The organism is Ensifer sp. D2-11, from assembly GCF_054161295.1.
Genome location: NZ_CP096435.1, coordinates 480,246 through 498,225 on the forward strand (window position 1 = coordinate 480,246; position 17,980 = coordinate 498,225).

At 61.6% G+C, this 17,980-nt stretch carries 18 protein-coding genes and 3 pseudogenes; 3 read left to right on the forward strand and 18 right to left on the reverse strand.

The window, feature by feature from the left end; genetic code table 11:
• Window positions 1-19: 19 nt before the first annotated feature.
• The 6 genes and pseudogenes from M1D34_RS28085 to M1D34_RS28110 form a co-directional block, all read right to left on the reverse strand.
• Window positions 20-331 (reverse strand): putative quinol monooxygenase, encoded by a 312-nt coding sequence (locus M1D34_RS28085; RefSeq protein ID WP_498786007.1) that lies wholly within the window; start codon window positions 329-331, stop codon window positions 20-22.
• A gap of 75 nt (window positions 332-406) precedes the next feature.
• Window positions 407-691, reverse strand: coding sequence for a DUF1330 domain-containing protein (locus tag M1D34_RS28090; protein ID WP_498786009.1), 285 nt, complete (start codon window positions 689-691; stop codon window positions 407-409).
• A gap of 57 nt (window positions 692-748) precedes the next feature.
• Window positions 749-1,297: a flavin reductase family protein gene (locus M1D34_RS28095; protein WP_498786011.1), complete on the reverse strand. Its 549-nt coding sequence runs from the start codon at window positions 1,295-1,297 to the stop codon at window positions 749-751.
• Between the two features lie 60 nt (window positions 1,298-1,357).
• A complete protein-coding gene (locus M1D34_RS28100) occupies window positions 1,358-2,107 on the reverse strand; it encodes an SDR family oxidoreductase (RefSeq protein ID WP_498786012.1) in 750 nt (249 codons plus the stop codon).
• A gap of 134 nt (window positions 2,108-2,241) precedes the next feature.
• Window positions 2,242-3,177, reverse strand: coding sequence for a helix-turn-helix domain-containing protein (locus M1D34_RS28105; RefSeq protein ID WP_498786014.1), 936 nt, complete (start codon window positions 3,175-3,177; stop codon window positions 2,242-2,244).
• A gap of 219 nt (window positions 3,178-3,396) precedes the next feature.
• A pseudogene (locus tag M1D34_RS28110) lies at window positions 3,397-3,489 on the reverse strand (CsbD family protein); the annotation flags it as partial.
• A gap of 55 nt (window positions 3,490-3,544) precedes the next feature.
• On the opposite strand from M1D34_RS28110, the pseudogene M1D34_RS28115 reads away from it, so the two are divergent.
• Window positions 3,545-3,881: pseudogene (locus M1D34_RS28115) on the forward strand (MarR family transcriptional regulator); the annotation flags it as partial.
• Window positions 3,882-3,951: 70 nt separating this feature from the next.
• Here the strand turns inward: M1D34_RS28115 and M1D34_RS28120 are convergent.
• From M1D34_RS28120 to M1D34_RS28145, 6 genes are all read right to left on the reverse strand, one after another.
• Window positions 3,952-5,604: an ABC transporter ATP-binding protein gene (locus M1D34_RS28120; protein WP_498786016.1), complete on the reverse strand. Its 1,653-nt coding sequence runs from the start codon at window positions 5,602-5,604 to the stop codon at window positions 3,952-3,954.
• Complete coding sequence (locus M1D34_RS28125) at window positions 5,601-6,518, reverse strand: ABC transporter permease (protein ID WP_003527027.1); 918 nt, start codon at window positions 6,516-6,518, stop codon at window positions 5,601-5,603. Before M1D34_RS28125 ends, M1D34_RS28120 begins: the two co-directional genes overlap by 4 nt.
• Window positions 6,519-6,530: 12 nt before the next feature.
• Window positions 6,531-7,445, reverse strand: coding sequence for an ABC transporter permease (locus M1D34_RS28130; protein WP_498786272.1), 915 nt, complete (start codon window positions 7,443-7,445; stop codon window positions 6,531-6,533).
• A gap of 76 nt (window positions 7,446-7,521) precedes the next feature.
• Window positions 7,522-9,030, reverse strand: coding sequence for an ABC transporter substrate-binding protein (locus tag M1D34_RS28135; RefSeq protein ID WP_498786019.1), 1,509 nt, complete (start codon window positions 9,028-9,030; stop codon window positions 7,522-7,524).
• Between the two features lie 73 nt (window positions 9,031-9,103).
• Window positions 9,104-10,009, reverse strand: a complete 906-nt coding sequence (kdgD, locus tag M1D34_RS28140) for a 5-dehydro-4-deoxyglucarate dehydratase (protein WP_003527022.1) — start codon at window positions 10,007-10,009, stop codon at window positions 9,104-9,106.
• 61 nt (window positions 10,010-10,070) lie between these two features.
• Window positions 10,071-10,835 (reverse strand): FadR/GntR family transcriptional regulator, encoded by a 765-nt coding sequence (locus M1D34_RS28145; RefSeq protein ID WP_498786021.1) that lies wholly within the window; start codon window positions 10,833-10,835, stop codon window positions 10,071-10,073.
• A 252-nt stretch (window positions 10,836-11,087) separates the two neighbouring features.
• Here M1D34_RS28145 and M1D34_RS28150 point away from each other — a divergent pair.
• Window positions 11,088-11,959 (forward strand): annotated as a pseudogene (locus M1D34_RS28150) (ferritin-like domain-containing protein).
• Between the two features lie 170 nt (window positions 11,960-12,129).
• On the opposite strand, the gene M1D34_RS28155 reads toward M1D34_RS28150, so the two are convergent.
• The 4 genes from M1D34_RS28155 to M1D34_RS28170 form a co-directional block, all read right to left on the reverse strand.
• Window positions 12,130-13,443 (reverse strand): MFS transporter, encoded by a 1,314-nt coding sequence (locus M1D34_RS28155; RefSeq protein WP_498786023.1) that lies wholly within the window; start codon window positions 13,441-13,443, stop codon window positions 12,130-12,132.
• A 160-nt stretch (window positions 13,444-13,603) separates the two neighbouring features.
• On the reverse strand, window positions 13,604-13,804 hold the full coding sequence (locus M1D34_RS28160; RefSeq protein ID WP_498786025.1) for a prevent-host-death protein: 201 nt from the start codon (window positions 13,802-13,804) through the stop codon (window positions 13,604-13,606).
• Between the two features lie 137 nt (window positions 13,805-13,941).
• On the reverse strand, window positions 13,942-15,132 hold the full coding sequence (locus M1D34_RS28165) for an acetyl-CoA C-acyltransferase (protein WP_498786027.1): 1,191 nt from the start codon (window positions 15,130-15,132) through the stop codon (window positions 13,942-13,944).
• A gap of 24 nt (window positions 15,133-15,156) precedes the next feature.
• On the reverse strand, window positions 15,157-15,924 hold the full coding sequence (locus M1D34_RS28170) for a 3-hydroxyacyl-CoA dehydrogenase (RefSeq protein ID WP_498786028.1): 768 nt from the start codon (window positions 15,922-15,924) through the stop codon (window positions 15,157-15,159).
• 122 nt (window positions 15,925-16,046) lie between these two features.
• On the opposite strand from M1D34_RS28170, the gene M1D34_RS28175 reads away from it, so the two are divergent.
• Window positions 16,047-17,057: an AraC family transcriptional regulator gene (locus M1D34_RS28175; protein ID WP_498786030.1), complete on the forward strand. Its 1,011-nt coding sequence runs from the start codon at window positions 16,047-16,049 to the stop codon at window positions 17,055-17,057.
• On the opposite strand, the gene M1D34_RS28180 is transcribed toward M1D34_RS28175, so the two are convergent.
• Both M1D34_RS28180 and M1D34_RS28185 read right to left on the reverse strand, forming a co-directional pair.
• On the reverse strand, window positions 17,032-17,550 hold the full coding sequence (locus tag M1D34_RS28180) for an RES family NAD+ phosphorylase (protein ID WP_498786032.1): 519 nt from the start codon (window positions 17,548-17,550) through the stop codon (window positions 17,032-17,034). The two genes, M1D34_RS28175 and M1D34_RS28180, sit on opposite strands and share 26 nt — an antisense overlap.
• Window positions 17,547-17,936, reverse strand: coding sequence for an antitoxin Xre/MbcA/ParS toxin-binding domain-containing protein (locus M1D34_RS28185; protein WP_003527013.1), 390 nt, complete (start codon window positions 17,934-17,936; stop codon window positions 17,547-17,549). Before M1D34_RS28185 ends, M1D34_RS28180 begins: the two co-directional genes overlap by 4 nt.
• Window positions 17,937-17,980 lie beyond the last annotated feature (44 nt).

A 17,980-nucleotide genomic window follows, 5' to 3' on the forward strand; every position in this document is an offset into this window, starting at 1 on the left:
GCGGGACGGTCAACGGGGCTCATGCAGAGCACTGTTGTGGAGAACGCTGCTGATAGCCGCGGATCTCCACCTCTTCGACGCAAAGGTCATCGACTTTTTTCATGAAAGCCGACACGTAACCGGTCGCCAGATGCAGTTCAAAATCGGATGGATGTCGCCAATCCTCAAGAACCAACCACGAATCCGAATCCTCCTTTGACTGATGGACTTCATAGCGGAGGCAACCGGCTTCCTGCCGCGAAGGCGTCACGAGTCTTAAAAGCTCGAAACCAAGCTCTTCCGATCGCCCGGGTTTTGCGCTGAAGAACGCTATATTGGTCAATTCCGCCATTTCATTCATCCTTCGAATTAATCGCAAAGCGCAGTGATACGTGCCGACTCCCCAGTCGGCATCCCGCTGTTCGGCTCACACGCCATTGAGTGCGATGATCCTCGATTCGGCCGCCGCCTGCCGCTGACGTGCTAGCGGTGCATACTCCGGCGAAGCGAACAGGCGCCGGACAGCCTCCATGGTCGGAAACTCGATGATGAGCATGTTGGTGGCCTGCCATCCTTCGAGCCCAACAGGCGCATCATCAATTGCGATGAGACGACCACCCGCTTTCGCGACAAGTGGTAGAGCCTTTGAGCGATAATCGGCGATGGAATCCGGGTCATGAATATCGAGATCGACGACGAGAAAGGCTGACATAACTGTCTCCTCTAAAAGGTTGATGATTAGGGATTGGCGGCAGTGGCTACAGCCGCCTCAGGGCAAGTGGCGCCACTTCACCATGCGGTCATTCAGATCAAGAATGCCGCCATCGACGGTGAAAGTACCGTCCCCTTGGTGGTGCATGGTCCGGCGCTCTTTGCGATGCTCATCGATCCAAATTCTCTTCGCTTCCAGCACGAACAGATTGTATTTCGCGACGAGGCTCGTATCGGAAACATGGCATTCGATGTTGGCCAGACAGCCCTCGATCAATGGCGCCGCCACATCTTTCGCAGGGCGCGTTCGCACACCAAAGCGCTGGAACTTATCCAGCCGATCACCGGAGCAATTGCCGATATCGACGACCGTCTCGGCAAGGTCCCGAGCCGGAACGGCAATGACGCATTCACCGGTCTTTCTGATCGTGTTGTAGCTGTGATCCCAGGGACCGATGACGCAGCCGATGAGGGGCGGCGTGTGCTGGATCATCATATGGAAGCCCATCGTCATGACGTTGGACGTTCCATTGTCGCTTGTCGTCACCAGAACGATTGGACCGGGTTCCAACAAGCGGTACGCCTGAGAAGCGGGTAATTCCTTCATCACTAGACTCCGTTGAGCTGGCCTCCCCGCTATGCGCGAGGAAGCCGAGAGGGTGGGCGATTACCAGGCTTGCTCGACCGGCAGAAGGAAGAGTTCCGCGACGTTGACATGGCTCGGGGCCTGGGCTGCAAAGACGATGGTGTCGCCGATATCGCCGCCCTGAAGGAAGGTCATCTGCTTGGCCAGATCGTCCATCTGCTGACGATAGTCGGGATCGGTAATGTGGTCGTAGAGCTCAGTGGCGACCGCGCCGGGCTGGACGCAGGTGACGCGGATGTTGTGCTTTTGACCAACCTCCATACGCAGACCGTCGGAGAAGGCTGTTACCGCGTGCTTCGTTGCGCAATAGACCGACAGTCCCTTGAAGACCTTGCGACCAGCGATCGAGGACATGTTGAAGATATGACCGGAGCGCTGTTTGATCATCTGCGGCAGAACAGCCGCTGTCGTATTCAAGAGGCCCTTCACGTTGACATCGACCATTCGATGCCACTCATCGACCTTGAACTGGTCGATATCCGAAAGCGGCATGAGACCGGCATTGTTCACCAGAATGTCGATGGAGCCATAGGCGTCGACTAGCTTCTTTACGCCGGCTTCGATCGAAGCAGGCTCGACAACGTCCATCTCAAGGACGATGGCTTCGCCGCCCTTTGCCTCGATCTCTTCCTTGAGCTCCTGCAGCTTGTCGGCGCGGCGAGCCGCGATACCAACCTTGGCTCCAGCCGCTGCAAGCTTGAGGGCGGTTGCCGCACCAATGCCGCTCGAGGCGCCGGTGACCAGTGCGATTTTTCCAGTGATGCTTGTCATTGTTCATCTCCTTGTCCTGCCGCCCATCCGTTCCGGAGGAGCGGTTGCGATTGACAAGGAGGAACCTAAGACCACGCGCTGGAGCGTTCTCCCGCTGGTTTGCGCGTCCTGTCGGGATCTTGCGCGAATACGCGTCAGATCGAAAAACTTTGGCCGCGGCGATAGTGGCTGGGGGATACGCCGGTTTCCCGGCGAAAGATCTGAGCGAAATGGCTGGGACTCGAATAGCCAACGGACAGACCGATTTCGATGACCGTCTTATCGGTTTCCTGCAAAAGCTGCTGGGCCTTGGCCACCCGCTGTCGAATGAAGTAGAGCGATGGAGAAAGGCCTGTCGCCTTCTTGAAGAGTCGGCTGAAATGGAATTCGCTCATACCGACCGCATGAGCCAGGCCGCGGAGATCAAATGGCTGATCAAGCTGGGCTGCCATGAAGGCGATCGCCCGCCGCAGTTTCGAGCCGGGTAACGCGTTTTGGGCGCGCCGCTCGGAATCTGCAACCACGTACTGTCGCACGAGATGCACGGCCAGACTCTGCGCCAGTCCTTCGACGAACAGGGCGCTGCCGTCGCTTTCCGCGACCAATTCACCATGAAGGAGGGTCAGGATACGCGAGATCGTCGTGTCGCGGCCACCAGAGACATCCTTCAAGGTGACGTTGCCACCGAGCTTGCCCAGCATCTCTCCCACCACCTTTTCGAACAATGTGACCGAGACATAGAGGTGCATCACCTGAAATGGCTGATCCCCGTCGGCCTGCCATCGCATTTCATAGGGAGCAGGCGACCGGGTCAGGAAGAAATCGCCGACACCGACCCGGTTCGCTGTCCATTCACCGCCGAGATCGCGTTCCTCAACGGTGGCATTGCCCGACACGACCCAGACGATAAGGGGCTCCGCGACGGCGGGAACCAGGAATGGGTGTTGAACGCGATCACGCGAGAAGATCTGGACGAAGACGTCTTTCCACGCTGGTCCATCGCCGCTGATCAACGTGGTCCCGCTGATATAGCTTTCGAGTCCTATTGGGGAGGTCCGCTCAGGACTAGGCGGCGGAGTGGGCAGGTTCATTCAAAGCAGCTTCCCTCATAGCAATGTGACGCCAACGATATTGATAGCATTCAGCGCCACATAGGACAGAGTGCTCGCGTCGAGTTTGTCGCAGGACTTTCCCGTCTGCTCGGCAGCATAGGCGTGATTTTAAGATGGCAATGAGACCCATAAAGTTCGACGCAACCTTCGGGGCTAAGTTCACCAAGCGGGGAGTCAGTGGGAGGTCCCTGGCGAGAATCACCAGGTTTGGCTATTGTTCCAGTCATCGAGATCACGACGCGCCCGGTCCTTCTCAATGCCGTACCGTTCCTGGATCTTGCGTCGGAGCCGATGAGCTCGCGAAATCACGAATAATTATACTATCAAATACCTGATAGTTTGAGTGATGGCAAGCACACTCAGACCGGATTTGCAGGAGCAACAATTTTCCGCGCTCGCGCTGCAGGAAGTTCTCGATAAGCCGATCGAAGGTGAGACGCCGCAGTCGCGGCTGAAGCAGGTAGGAATGATGACCGTGCTCTATATGATGCACCAGCGGGGGGGAGAGGCTAACCCTCGCAAACATCAAGGAATTAACGGGGATGACGCGCAACACAGTAAAGGAGTCGATTGATCCACTGGTCGCGCGCGGCATTCTGCAGGAGACGATAGTGAAAAATTCGTTAGGGCGTGAAACTGCTTGGCAGTATGAGTTTTGCCCGACGTTCTTTGAGCAACTCAGGCGCGCCGCAGTCTACGCCCTGAAGTCAAGGCCAGCAGAAACTGACAAGAATACCCGCCGCCTCGAGCTTTCTACTCGGCAATCACCGCCGGATCGCGCTGCAACCACTTCGGCTGCGGGACGGCCCGCAGCAGAGCTTGCGTGTATTCGTGTCGAGGAGAGGCGAAAAGGGCTTCTGTTTCGCTTTCCTCGACGATCTTGCCGCGCTGCATCACCAGGATCCGGTCGGCGAATTGGCGCACGATGGGCAAATCGTGGGTGATGAAGACATAAGAGAGGCCGAGACGGCGGCGCAGATCAGCCAGAAGCTCGATGACCTGCATTTGGATCGACACATCGAGCGCTGAAACCGCCTCGTCGCAGACGATCAGCTCGGGTTCGCTGGCGAGCGCCCGGGCAATGGCGATGCGTTGCCGCTGCCCGCCCGAAAACTGGTGGGGATGCCGTTCAGCATGCTCTGCCTTCAGGCCGACAAGCTCCAGCAGCTCCACGACCCGGTCGTTCCAGCGTTCGCGCGGCAGGATGTCCCTGTGGATCGCCCAGGGTTCGGAAATGATCGAGCGGACGTTCATGCGCGGGTTCATCGACCCGAACGGGTCCTGGAACACCATCTGCACCCTTCGGCGGAAGCCGTCGAGCGCCCTGCCTTTGAGTTTGAAAATGTCCTCGCCGGCAAAGAGTGCCGCGCCCGATGTCGGCTCATTCAGTCTCAGCAGCATGCGTGCGATGCTCGATTTACCCGAACCGGACTCGCCAACGATCCCCACCGTTTCCCCACGATGAAGCGTGAAACTGACGTCGTCCACGGCCCTGAACTCCCGCTTGGGCGAGAACGGGCCGGACCCCAGCTTGTAATGCTTGCTCAAATGGGCGACCTGCAACAGGACCTCGCCTTGTGCGGCATTCCGGGGCGCTTTCGGCGCATCGGCATGGGGCACGGCCGCCATCAGCCGGCGGGTATAGGCGTGGCTCGGATTGGTAAAGACGTCCTCGGCCTTGCCGCTCTCCACCACCTTGCCGCCGTTCATCACGATGATCCGATCCGCCATGGCCGCGGCGACCTCGAGATCGTGGGTGATCATGATCAGCGCCATGCCGGTCTCGCGCTGCAGGTCCCGCAGGAGTTCCAGGATCTGTGCCTGAACGCTGACGTCGAGTGCCGTAGTCGGCTCGTCGGCGATCAGAATGTCCGGCTTCAGCGCGATCGCCATGGCGATCATCACGCGCTGCCTCTGCCCGCCCGAGAACTGGTGCGGGTAATAGTCGATCCGCTCGTCCGCTTCGGGAATTCCGACCCGCTCGAGCAGCCGAACGACCTTGTCGCGCACCGCAGCGCCCTCGCCTTCCCCATGGCTCTCGAACACCTCGGCAATCTGCCGGCCGACCGTGTAGACCGGGTTGAGATAGGCCAGCGGATCCTGGAAGATCATGGCGATGCGGCGGCCGTTCAGTTCACGCCGGCGTTCGTCATCGAGGCGGGAAAGATCAGTGCCGTCGAACACCAGCGAGCCCGAGACGATGTCGCCCGGCGGGCAATCGATCAGCCCCATGACCGTTCCGGTGCTGACGCTCTTTCCCGATCCGCTCTCGCCCAGGATGACGAGGGTTTCGCCCGGGCAGACATCGAACGAAACGTCATCGACGGCACGCACGGGGTCGCCTTCAGACAGGAAGTCGACCGTGAGTTTGTCGATCCGCAGTATGGGTTTGTCCGGCGCGTTCATCGCGGGGCCTTTCGCAGCGATTGCAGACGCCAGCGCTGGAGCGGATCGGCGACGGTCCGGGCCCAGCTGGCGAGAATGTTTAAGGAAAGCGTCGTCAGCAGGATAGCGAGCCCCGGCCAGAATGCGATCCACCACGCCGTCTTCAGATAACCGCGGCCGTTGGCCACCATGGCGCCCCAGGTGAAATCCGGAGGCTGAATACCGAGCCCGAGGAAACTCAAGGAGGATTCGGCCAAAATGACGGTGGCGAAATCGATGGCCGCGATCGTCACCAGCGTCGGCAGCACGAGCGGCGCGATATGCCGGAACAGGATGCGTCCCGTACTCGCGCCCATGGAGCGCGCGGCACTCACGAACATGCGTTCGCGCAGTTCGAGCACTTCGGCCCGCGCCGTGCGGATGAAGATGGGCATGCGGGTAATCGCCAGCACGATCACCAGGTTCGTCATGCTGGGACCGAGCGTATAGAGCACGATCAGCGCAAGCAGCAGCGAGGGAAAGCTCATCACCACATCGGCAAGGCGCAGGATGACGTGGCTATACCAGCGCTCCGAATAGCCGGCAGCAAGGCCGAGGATGCCGCCTAAAGCCATGGAGCAGAAGACGGCAGCGGCCGCGATGCCGAGCGTGTTCTGCGCCCCGACGATCAGCCGCGCCAGGATCGGCCGCCCGAGCGTATCGGCTCCGAGAATGTAGATGAACCCGTGCTCCAGTGCGAAGGGCGGCAGGTTGCGTTGCCTGAGCCCGAGCTTGCCGGCGAGTTCGCCGACGAAGAGCGGCCCGACAAGCACGCAGACGATGAGCACGAGCAGAAATACGGCTGCGCAGAGTGCCAGCTTGTCCCGGGTGAGATAGATTGCGAGCTGCCGCAGCGCTCCGGGCGATCTTACGGATGGCAATGCCAAGTCGGTCATTGTCGCCCTTCCTCAGTAGCGGATGCGCGGATCGAGCACTGCGTAGAGCAGGTCGATCGCGATGTTGACGATGAAGATGGCAATTGCCGTGACGAGGATCGTCGATTGCACCACCGCAAAATCGCGCTGGATGATCGAATCGATCATCAGCTTGCCGATGCCCGGCCAGCCGAAGATCGTCTCGACGACGACAGCACCGTTGATCAACCCGGTCGCCAGGTCACCGGCGACGGTGATCACCGGCAGCAGCGAGTTCCTGAGCGCGTGGCCGAAGATGATCTTGCGACGCTTCATGCCCTTGGCGTGGGCGGTCTTGATAAAGGGAGAGGCGAGCGCGGAGATCATCGTGCCACGCACCACCTGGACCAGCAGCCCGAAAGGACGCAGCATCAGCACGACGATCGGCATGATCCAGTGCAGGGCAGTGCCCGTACCCGACGTCGGCAACATGCCGAGCCCGACCGCGAAGACGAGAATGCCGACGATCGCGATCCAGAAATCGGGGGTGCTTGCACCCGCCAGCGAAACGAGGCCGGCGACGCGGTCGAACAGGCTCCCGGGACGGGCAGCGGCCAGCGCGCCGACGACGATGGCCAGAGCGGTCGCGAGCGTCATCGCGACCAAAGCGAGCTTCAGCGTGGCCGGAAAGGCCTCGAGAGCCACCTCGATCGCCGACCGGTTCTGTCGCAAGGACTGGCCGAAATCCAGGGACATGAGGTTTTGCAGGTACTGGAAGAACTGCACGTAAATCGGCTGGTCCAGACCGTTCAGGCGGGCGAAGGCCTGGCGCGCCTCGAGACTTGAATCGAGCGGCAGGTAGAGCGCCGACGGATCGCCGGTCAAACGCGTGAGGAAGAAGACGAGCGTCAGCAGGCCGATCACCGAAATTACGCTGTGATATGCCCGCCGGCCGATATAGCCGAGCATCATGCGGAGCCTCTGGATTCCCTTGCAGTTCATGCGAGCGCGCGAATGTGTCGCGCGCTCGCCCGGATGGTGACACTCAGTCCTTGAGGGCGATATTGGCGAGCGGGATCTCGCTGTTGGTCGTGATGTCCGGCTTCCACTCTAGGCGGCTGCCGACCCGGGTGTAGCCGATCATGTGGAACATCGGGATATCGACCGCGAGATCGTCATGCACCTTCGCGAAGATCGCCTTGAACTTTGTCGTACGGTCCTCACCGGTGGCGGCCATGGCATCGGCGACCTCCTTGTCGAGGCCCGCGTCGTTGAAGGTCGAATAGCTTCCGCCCGACGTGTAGAAGATCGGAATGGTGAAGGCGGCATCACCCTTGTTGTTGTCGTGCATCATCTGCAGCAGGTTCGGCCCACGGCTCTCCGGGAAAGGCTTCTGCAGGTAGCGCAGCCAATCGTTCACGTCGAGCATCGTCAGCTTCACGTTCAGGCCGACATCCTGCCACATAGCCATCATGGCTTCCATGGCTTCCGTACCATTGGGGTAGATGCCGTTGCGGCCGATCAGTTCTATTTCGGTATCGACCGGAACGCCCGCGGCCTTGGCCTCGGCGATGAGCGCACGCGCCTTTTCGGCATCGAAGGCCCAGGGCGCCAGCTTGTCGTCGTGGCCGTTGATGCCGGTGACGACCATCTGCGAAGCCCGCTGCACGTCCTCGCCGAAGAGCTGCGCGAGACCATCCCAGTCGATCGCGAGATTCAGGGCCTTGCGGATTCGGACGTCGTCGAGCGGAGCAAAGCCTGCGTCGATGCGGATCGCGGTGGTTTCGGAGTTCAGATAGGCGAAGTCCGTTTCCGGATTGGTCGCATCCTGGATCGCAATGGACGGCGTCAGGTCGGCCTCGCCGGTCTCCACCATGGCGGCGCGTATCGAGGACTCCGGACGCCAGACATAGCTGGCCTTGGCAATGGCCGGCTTCTCGCCCCAGTAGCCGTCGAAGGCTTCCAGCACGACTGTCTGCGGTGTGAAGCTCGAAAGCTTGAACGGCCCCGTCCCGACCGGATCGTTTACGGCCTTGTCCGCCGGCGTGTTCGGCGAGACGATCATGACCACGCTGAGCAGTGTCGGCAGAATAGGCTGTGGCTTGTCCGACTTGATCTCGACCGTCTGGTCATCGATCGGCGTGACCGTCAGCTTGGCATCGCCGAACTTGGCGATGTTGCTGCAGGTCAGCTTGCCGCCGGTCATCCGCTCGATCGAGAATTTGACCGCCTCCGCATTGAAGGCGGCTCCGTCCTGGAACTTGACGCCTTCACGCAGCTTGAGCTGCCAGGTGTTCGGATCGGTCTGCTTCCACTCGGTCGCAAGACCGGGTGTCGGCTGACCACTTTTCGGATCGATGATGGTCAGCGGCTCGACCACGTTGCGGCTCAATATCTGACCGACATTGGTGATGATGGTACCGCATGGCTCAAGATTGGCCGGCTGCTCCGGCAGGACGATCTTGATTTCCGAAGCACTTTGCGCAGCGGCATAGCCGGTCCAGCCGGCGACCACCATTGCGCCCGCGATGACGCGAACAGATTTGTTTCCCATTGCACTCCTCCCCAGTTGAACGACGACGTTAGTGGCGGGCGCCATCCTCCTGGCGCCCGCCCGATGTTTCTTTTCAGCGGCGCGATGCCTCTATCAGTCCCTGCAGGATCTCCCGCTCCTCGCCGGTCAGATCGACCAGGGGCGGGCGAACCGGGCCGGGCGCAAAACCGGCAAGCTCGACGCCCGCCTTGATGATCGAGACCGGATAGCCGGCCTTGCGGTCGCGAAGGGCTGCGAAGGGGAAGAAGAACGTATGAAGAATGCCTTCCATCACCGCCCTGTCGCCGGCCCGCATGGCCCGGTAGAAGCGCTGCGCCAGTTCCGGCACGAAATTGAATACCGCCGACGAATAGGTCGTGACGCCGACGCCGTTGAAGCCTTCCGCGAAGAGCTCATGGGTCGGCATGCCGCCGATATAGCAGAGCCGGTCGCCGAGCTTGGCCGTCACGTGACGCACGAGGTCCACCTTGCCGGTCCCGTCCTTGAAGCCGATCAGGTTGGGGCAGGCCTCGGCAAGGCGCGCGACCGTGTCGGCATTGGCGACTGAATTGGCGCGGTTGTAGAGAATGACGCCGAGGCCCGTCGAATCGCAGACGGCCTTCACATGAGCATAGATGCCTTCCTGCGGCGCTTCCGTCAGGTAGTGCGGCAGCAGGAGAATGCCGTCGGCACCCGCCTCCTCGACGATCTTCGCCGTCTCGACGGCAAGGGACGTGCCATAGCCGCAACCCGCAATGATCGGCACCTCGCCCGATACATCCTTTGCCGCGCGGGTGACCTGGCCCACTTCGTTCGGCGAGAGCGAAAAGAACTCGCCGGTGCCGCCGGCGGCGAACAGGGCCGCGGCCTCGAAGCCGGAAAGCCACTCCACATGACGCCGGTAGCTCTCCAGATTGAGCTTGTAGTCCGACGTGAAGTGAGTGACCGGAAAGGACAAGAGCCCCGAACCGACACGCGACTTGATTTCTTCAGGCGACAATGAATTCCCTCCGGCTGCGAGCTTAAGACGCGGAAATTCATATGATGACTTTTAAGACGAGTCAATCGACCTTGTCGGTTTTTTCGCTCAGACGCCAGGTCGTCAGCGAGCGATACCGCTTTATCCCGGTGACGAGATGGCGACGCATCGCCTCCCGAGCCCGGTCCGGATCCCGCGCAAGGATCGCCTCGGCGATTTCGCGGTGCTCGAGGAGAATGGGCTCGTCCCGGCTCGGCAACGGATCCACGCCGCCCATGACCGTGCGAAACTTCACGCGCGGGATCATGCGGCGCCCCACATGCTCCAGAAATGTGCGGAAGCGGGTGTTGTTGGTGGCCGTCGCAATAGCCATGTGAAACTGGAAATCCGCCTCGTCCGTAGGCTTCCCTTCGGCGACCAGATGGGCAAAGCGCTCGACCTGAGCCTGGATTTCGGCCTCCTGCGCCGGGGAACTGCGTGCCGCCGCCAGACCTGCCGCTTCGACCTCGATACCGATACGCAGTTCCAGCTCCTCGATGATATCGGAAATCTTGTCGGTCTCGCCGGTGAAAAGTTTGAAGCCCGGGTCGCTCTGCCGCGGCCCTATCACGAAGACGCCCGACCCCTGCCGCGACTCCACCAGACCGTCGGCCCTAAGCGCCGCAATCGCCTCCCTCACCACCGTCCGACTGAAGCCGAACTTGTCGATCAAGGCCGGCTCCGTCGGCAACTTGTCGCCCGGTGCATAGTATCCCGCCTCGATCTGCGCCTTTATAGCGTCTGCCACCTGCGAGGACAGCGACGGGCGACCGCCCCCTTTTTTTGTACTCGGCATGAATATTCCCATACCCCACATTTTAAATCATCATACGACTGCGACCGATAGTTGTCGCAGACATCTTATGGCATTATCGAACGGCGGTACAGCAGATTTCGAACCGGCTACTCGGGGACGAGATGTGTCGCAAGCCGGAGACGAAGTCGGATAAGGGGCGCAGCAAGCATGTTCCGGAACATTTCGCCTCGTCCAATGTTCGAGAGAGTTGGCCCGCACCTGAGGAGCCAAGACTGACGCCGGGCGGGCTTCAAGGAGGAAGCCATGATCCGTCCAATGCCCTCAATTTTCCTTCCGCGCCGTCGCCTTTTACAGCTTGGCCTCGGGGCGACCCTCGTTTCAACCGCAGGCTTCCCCTCGATATCGCAGGCCGACGAGCCGAGTGACATCGAGGACGAGGACATATTCCAATTTGCGCTCAACCTCGAATACATGGAAGCTGAGTACTATCTGCGTGGCACGACCGGGAAAGGCATCGATGATTCCGATGCAGGTTCTGACGCCGGCCCGGTGACCGGCGGCAAGCAAGTTTCCTTCGATACCCCTGCAATCGGCGCGTTCATGCAGGAGGTAGCCGAAAACGAACTGGCGCACGTCAGGTTCTATCGCAAGACGCTCGCAGATCAGGCTGTGCCGAGGCCGGCCATTGATTTCGACGCCGGCTTTGCCGCGGTTGCGAAAGCGGCGGGGCTCGGCGAGGACTTTGATCCGTTCGGTAATGAGACGAACTTCGTGCTTGGCGGCATGCTATTCGAAGATGTTGGCGTTAGGCCTATGCCGGAGCAGCCACCGTTCTCAAGAACAAGGACTTTCTCGCCGCCGCCGCGGGCATTCTGGCAGTCGAGGCCTACCACATGGGAATGGCGCGATCCACCCTTTATCGAAAGGGCGAAGAAGCCTGGAAAGCCGCGCAAGCGGTATCCGACGCCCGGGACAAAATCGATGGCGCGGAAGACAAGGATCAAGGCATTCAGGTGGATGGCAAGGCCAACATCGTTCCCTCGACGCCAGATGCGATCGCGTTCACCCGGACCCCGCAAGAGGTCCTACGCATTGTGTATCTCTCCGACAAGGAAGGTGCCAGCAAGGGCGGCTTTTACCCCAATGGAATGAACGGCAAGATAAAAAGTACCTGAATCGGGAGCAAGTCTCTGTGTGCCGACGCGTCCCCGGGCGAGCACGCGTGGTTGCCATTTGATCGCGTTCTTCCTCGTTTTGTTTGGGTCCCGCCTCAACACGATGCCGCCGTGGGCATGAGGAACGGCATCCTGGGATACGCAAGAGATCTCACATCGTTGCGGAGATCTCAGGCGAGCGATACCCGGCGCGTCTCGGCGTCGATCAGAAAGGCCGCAACGGCAGCCACGAGCAGAAGGCCGGCAAAGATGCCTATGGCCAGACCGAAACTCTGCGCCACCACGAGCCCCATCAGCGACGGGGCGAGCAAGCCTCCCAGCCGGGCCATGGCGCCTGCCGCGCCCATGCCTGTCGCCCGCGATGCGGTGGGATAGAGTTCCGGCGTATAGGCATAAAGCGCACCCCATGTGCCGAGCAGGGCGAAGCTCATGATCAAGAGCGAGACGCCGATCAGCATGGCCGTTTCCGCCGCCACGAAGAGCAGGCAACCGAGCGCCGACAGCAAGCAGAAGCCTATCAGGGTCGGCCGGCGGCCCCATTTCTCGACACCGTAGGCAGCCAGCGCATAGCCGGGGATCTGGGCCAATGCCAAGACAACGAGGAAGCCGTAGCCTCGAACGAAGCCGAAGCCCTCGCCTGCGAGCCTCGGAGGCATCCAGGTGAAGACGCCGTAATAGGATATCGAGACCAGAAACCAGATAGCCAAGATCATCAGACTGCGCTTGCGCAAATCCGCAGAAAAAATACCGGCACTTACCGCCGGCGGCGGCGACACCAGGGATGTGTCGGCGCCAAGTTGCATTTTGCCGTTGATCACGAGGATCTGGTCGACAATGGCCTTCGCCTCGGACGTCTTCCCCAGGCGGAGCAGATAGAGCGGCGATTCCGGCACAAGGAAACGCAGGCCGACGCCGATCAGTGCCGGGATCGCCGTCACTGCAAAGATGTATCGCCAGGCATCCGCGACGCCTGCGAGGCTCGCAGCCCATGCGGCGAGCGCCACGATGAGCGTGCCGACAGCCCAGAAGCCTTCCAGCATGACCAGCCAGCGGCCGCGATTCCGGGCCGGCAGAAACTCCGCCATCATCGCGTAGTCGACCGGCAGTGTGCCACCGACAGCCGCGCCTGTGAGAAACCGCAGCAGAAGCAAAACGGTAAAGTTCTGCGCGAAGACAGACAGCAGACCGAAGACGGCATCGCAAAGGACGGTGGCGATCAGGACGCGCCGGCGGCCGATCCGGTCCGCGAGCCTGCCGAAGCCCGCGGCGCCGAACAGCATTCTGAGAAAGAAAAGCGTCCCCGTCTGCAGTGCCTGCGGAACCGTCAGGCCGAAAGTGGCGGCGATCGATGCGGCCGTGAAGCCAACCGCCAGCACCTGCATGGCATCGGCAGCCCAAACCAGACCGAATATGGCGATGAGGCGGCGCTGGTAGGCGCCGATTCCGGCGCGATCGAGCGCATCGTCCACTGTGATTGTCGTCATTCGACCTTTCTCCAAGGTGGCGAGCCTCTGCAATCAGCACCTCGTCCTTGCTGCGCCGGGTCGGGGCCATGCTGGTGGCCGCAGCGTGCCGCAGCCGCATCATCAACCGGCATATCCGTCGTTGCGCAGTTTGGAAACGACCCGCTGTCCAGCAAATACCTCAAGACAAGTCCACATCGCGGCGCCAGATCTCGACGCGGTGGAGCACGAAATCGATTGCCGACAGGCCGGTCAGGGCGAGAGAGTCGCCAAGGCTGCGTTGCTTGCCGGTCAAGCGCCCGAATTCGTCATAGGTCGCCAGGGCATCGGAAGGCTTGCCGCGGTCGGTGATGATTACCGGACCGTTTTTCGTAATGTTCACGGCTCAGCTCCATATAGGTAGTTACCTACGTTTATCATTGGCAGAAGCGATCGCAAGCCGACCGGACGCCGGTGAACCCGGATCAACGTGAACCCCGCCACACGTGGCCGGGCCGACACGGGCGCCCCGTCATCCAATCAGCCCGATATCTCCACCGCCATTGCGGTCGCCTCGCCGCCGCCGATGCACACGGAGGCGATGCCGCGTCTGAGTCCACGGCGGCGCAGCGCATTGACGAGCGTGACGATCACCCGGGCGCCCGAGGCGCCGATTGGATGGCCCAACGCGCAGGCCCCGCCGTGGACGTTCACCTTTTCCGCATCAAGGCCGAGCTCGCGCATTGCCGCCATCGGCACGACGGCAAAGGCCTCGTTGATTTCGAAGAGATCTACCTCGCCGATGTCCCAGCCGATGCGCCGGCAGAGTGTCTTGATCGCTCCGATCGGCGCCGTCGGAAAGAGACTGGGGGCGTCCGCATGGGTGGCATGACCGCAGATCATCGCCAGAGGCCCAATGCCCTGTTTATCCGCCGCCGACCGGCGCATCAGCACCAGCGCCGCCGCCCCGTCGGAAATCGAAGAGGCGTTCGCGGCCGTGATCGTGCCGCCGTCGCGAAAAGCCGGTTTCAACAAAGGAATCTTGTCGAGCCGCGCCTTCTGCGGCTGCTCGTCCAGGCTGACGGTCCGTTCCCCCTTGCCCGAGGAGATGCTCAAGGGGACGATCTCCTCCGCAAAGCTGCCGTCGGCACTTGCCTTTTGCGCCTTCTCGAGGGACGCAATGGCATACGCATCCTGGGCGCCGCGGGTGAATTGATAGGCTTCCGCGCAATCCTCGGCAAAGGTGCCCATCAGGCGCCCCTTGTCATAGGCATCCTCCAGCCCATCGAGGAACATGTGGTCCAGAACCTTCTGGTGCCCGATGCGATAGCCCTGCCGCGCGCGGTCGAGCAGATAGGGGGCATTGGTCATGCTTTCCATGCCGCCCGCAACCACGATCGAGGCCGATTCCGCCTTGATCAGGTCATGCGCCAGCATCGCCGCCTTCATGCCCGAACCACACATCTTGTTCACGGTGGTCGCGCCGACGCCGGGCGGAAGACCCGCACCGAGCGCAGCCTGACGGGCTGGCGCCTGTCCCTGTCCCGCGGTCAGGACACAACCGAACATCACCTCATCGACCGCATCCGGCGCAAGTCCGGCGCGCTTCAGAGCATCGGCAATCGCGGCCGCGCCGAGGTCGGCGGCGGAAAGGTCCTTCAACCCACCTTGGAAACTGCCAAGCGGGGTTCGGGCCTGCCCGACGATGACCACAGGATCCTGCTTGTTCATTCGAACCTCCCTGCATGGCCATGCTTACCGGGGCGCCATGCGCAAAGCCCCGTCGAGGCGGATGACCTCGCCATTGAGCATCGTATTCTCGCAAATATGCTTCACGAGGGCGGCATACTCCTCGGCCCGACCAAGGCGCTGGGGAAAGGGCACGCTTGCCGCGAGCGCATCCTGAACATCCTGAGGCATGCCGGCCATCATCGGCGTATCGAAGATGCCCGGCGCAATGGTGACGACGCGAATTCCGAAACGCGCGAGCTCGCGCGCGGCCGGAAGCGTCAGGGCGGCGACGCCGCCCTTCGACGCAGCGTAGGCGGCCTGGCCGATTTGCCCGTCGAAAGCGGCGATAGAGGCGGTATTGACGATCACCCCCCGCTCGCCGTCGGCGTCCGGCTCTCCCTGCGACATGACCTCGGCGGCAAGCCGTATCATGTTGAATGTCCCGATCAGGTTGACGGCGACCGTGCGGGCGAAACTGTCCAGTGCGTGCGGGCCGCTCCTGCCGAGAATCTTCTCGCCGGGCGCTGTGCCGGCACAATTCACCAAACCGTGGACGTGCCCGAATTCCTGTTTCGCAAATGCCAGAGCGGCGGTGGCGTCGGCCTCATTCGTCACGTCGGCATTTCGGAAGCGCACCGCCGCGCCGAGCTCGGCGGCAGGCTCTTCCCCCGGTGGCGGCTTCAGGTCCAGCCCCAGCACTGTCGCGCCCTCCTGAGCCAGCATGCGCGTCACAGCCGCGCCGAGTCCGGAACTGGCCCCAGTGACGATAAAGACGCGGCTCTTGAGTTGCATAGGCTCCAGCTCCAACTGTTTCCAACCGGGATGATGCAGAGGAAAAATATGGTATGCAATGACCGAATGGCTCAGCTTATGTGATCGCTTTTGCAATATTCGCCGAGAAGGGACCGTCGCCCATGGAACGCCGGATGATCGCCCCATGTTTCATGGACGACACGCTCGAATGCCTCCGGCGCCACGGAGTGGATGCCGGACCCCTCCTTGCACAAGTCGGCCTGCCATCCATCGTCACCGGGCCAGTTCCGGCCGAACAATACGGCGCCTTTTGGCATGCGGTCGCGCAGGCGATGGATGACGAGTTTTTCGGCGAGGGCGCACGGCCGATGCGCGCCGGCAGCTTCGCATTGCTGTGCCACGCCATTCTTTCGACCGTGACGCTCGAACATGCGCTCCGGCGAGCACTGCGCTTCCTAAGGGTGGTCCTCGAGGATCCGCATGGCGAGCTGGTCGTCGAAAACGGACTGGCACAGATTGTCCTGAAGGACGCCGGGGCGACGCGCTCCGCCTTCGCCTACCGTACCTTCTGGATCATCGTGCATGGCGTCAATTGCTGGCTGATCGGGCGCCGGCTTCCGATCCGCTGGGTCGACTTCCGCTGCAGTGCGCCACCCGCCGGAACCGATTATCGGCTCTTCTTCGGCGCGCCCGTCCACTTCGATCAGCCCCGGACGCGGCTTGTCTTCGATGCCGAGTACCTGAAACTGCCGCCCATCCGTGACGAGCGGGCGCTGAAGCAGTTCCTCCGGCATGCGCCTGCAAATATTCTCGTGCGCTATCGCCACGACGCGGGATTGTCCGCGGCAATACGCCAGCGGCTCCATGCCACGGCTCCATCCGCCTGGCCCGGTTTCGAGGCGCTTGCCGCGCGCATGCGGATTGCAGCGCCGACCCTTCGGCGGAGATTGAAGCAGGAGGGCCAGACCTATCGATCGATCAAGGAGGACCTGCGCCGGGCGCTTGCGATGGAAGCCCTCGCTGATGGCCGGACGAATGTGGCCCAGCTTGCCGTCGAGCTCGGCTTTTCCGAGCCGAGCGCCTTTCACCGTGCATTCCGGAAATGGACCGGAAAGTCCCCGGCGCAATTCCGGCGTAATGCCACACTCAACCCCAGGAGAGCTGATCCCTAGGAAGCCGGCCACTTGGATCATACACGTCGACGCGATGCGGCAGATCCGGTCCCCACGTCCAAAGGACGAGATTCCGGTCTCCCGGTTCGCTCCCCGGTGCGAAACTCGGAACCAGGATGCCGGCGGTCCCGCGCGGATGGAGACGGTCGTAAATGGCCCAGGAAGCCGGACGCCTCCCTTCGGCAAGCGCGCCCGCCCAGCTGCAGGCCATCTCCTCCAGCGATACCCCGTGTTCCGCCCTCCCCCTCTCCGTCGTAAGATCAGCGATGTCAGCGCAATCGATGTCGTAGGAGCAAAGAACGCAAGGATCGATACGATGGGCGAAGCCCTGATTGGCCTCCTTGACCGCTGTCATGATGCTGAGTGCAAGGTAAAGCGTCTTCACGCCCTTCGGATTGAAGCGCGCGCCCTTTATTGCCGCGCCCTCGCCGGATGCAGGTTTGAAAGCCCAGCGAGGGTCATGCGCGCGATAGCAGGTTCCCCTGAACCTCAAGCAAAGCCCCCGAGGGCCATGTGATCGAGATAATCGCGCACGGCCGCCGCCTTGCCGTCCTTCACCAGAGCTTCGGCCGTTCGCCCGCCGAATGCCGGGAGCGGCTGGGCGCGATACCACGCCATTGCCTGCTCCTTGCCGCCCGCCCAGTCGGTGACCCGGCTGATGATCTCGAGCATTTCGCGCAGGCGGTTCTGCGTCTTCGTCCCCCGGCTGCGCTCCAGCCGGTAGAGCGTTTCACGCGCAAGCCCGGCCGTTTCGGCAAGTTGCGTTTTCGACATGCCGAAGCCGTCCGCGACCTGCTGAACCGCGATCTTTCCGCCCTTGTCCATGTAGGACAGTATCAGCGGTCCGCCATCGCTTTGGATCTTTTGAGCCTGAGCCATAGTGCGTCATATCCAGGAACATATTTCCTGTGCAAAATATATGG

What these genes read in the sequence shown, in the direction of transcription:
- M1D34_RS28125 (WP_003527027.1), bottom strand. Translation starts at nt 6,518, where the DNA reads ATGACCGACTTGGCATTGCCATCCGTAAGATCGCCCGGAGCGCTGCGG.
- M1D34_RS28130 (WP_498786272.1), bottom strand. Translation starts at nt 7,445, where the DNA reads ATGCTCGGCTATATCGGCCGGCGGGCATATCACAGCGTAATTTCGGTG.
- M1D34_RS28120 (WP_498786016.1), bottom strand. Translation starts at nt 5,604, where the DNA reads ATGAACGCGCCGGACAAACCCATACTGCGGATCGACAAACTCACGGTC.
- M1D34_RS28145 (WP_498786021.1), bottom strand. Translation starts at nt 10,835, where the DNA reads ATGGGAATATTCATGCCGAGTACAAAAAAAGGGGGCGGTCGCCCGTCG.
- M1D34_RS28105 (WP_498786014.1), bottom strand. Translation starts at nt 3,177, where the DNA reads ATGAACCTGCCCACTCCGCCGCCTAGTCCTGAGCGGACCTCCCCAATA.
- M1D34_RS28155 (WP_498786023.1), bottom strand. Translation starts at nt 13,443, where the DNA reads ATGACGACAATCACAGTGGACGATGCGCTCGATCGCGCCGGAATCGGC.
- M1D34_RS28135 (WP_498786019.1), bottom strand. Translation starts at nt 9,030, where the DNA reads ATGGGAAACAAATCTGTTCGCGTCATCGCGGGCGCAATGGTGGTCGCC.
- M1D34_RS28095 (WP_498786011.1), bottom strand. Translation starts at nt 1,297, where the DNA reads ATGAAGGAATTACCCGCTTCTCAGGCGTACCGCTTGTTGGAACCCGGT.
- M1D34_RS28100 (WP_498786012.1), bottom strand. Translation starts at nt 2,107, where the DNA reads ATGACAAGCATCACTGGAAAAATCGCACTGGTCACCGGCGCCTCGAGC.
- M1D34_RS28090 (WP_498786009.1), bottom strand. Translation starts at nt 691, where the DNA reads ATGTCAGCCTTTCTCGTCGTCGATCTCGATATTCATGACCCGGATTCC.
- M1D34_RS28175 (WP_498786030.1), top strand. Translation starts at nt 16,047, where the DNA reads ATGGAACGCCGGATGATCGCCCCATGTTTCATGGACGACACGCTCGAA.
- M1D34_RS28170 (WP_498786028.1), bottom strand. Translation starts at nt 15,924, where the DNA reads ATGCAACTCAAGAGCCGCGTCTTTATCGTCACTGGGGCCAGTTCCGGA.
- M1D34_RS28185 (WP_003527013.1), bottom strand. Translation starts at nt 17,936, where the DNA reads ATGGCTCAGGCTCAAAAGATCCAAAGCGATGGCGGACCGCTGATACTG.
- M1D34_RS28085 (WP_498786007.1), bottom strand. Translation starts at nt 331, where the DNA reads ATGGCGGAATTGACCAATATAGCGTTCTTCAGCGCAAAACCCGGGCGA.
- M1D34_RS28165 (WP_498786027.1), bottom strand. Translation starts at nt 15,132, where the DNA reads ATGAACAAGCAGGATCCTGTGGTCATCGTCGGGCAGGCCCGAACCCCG.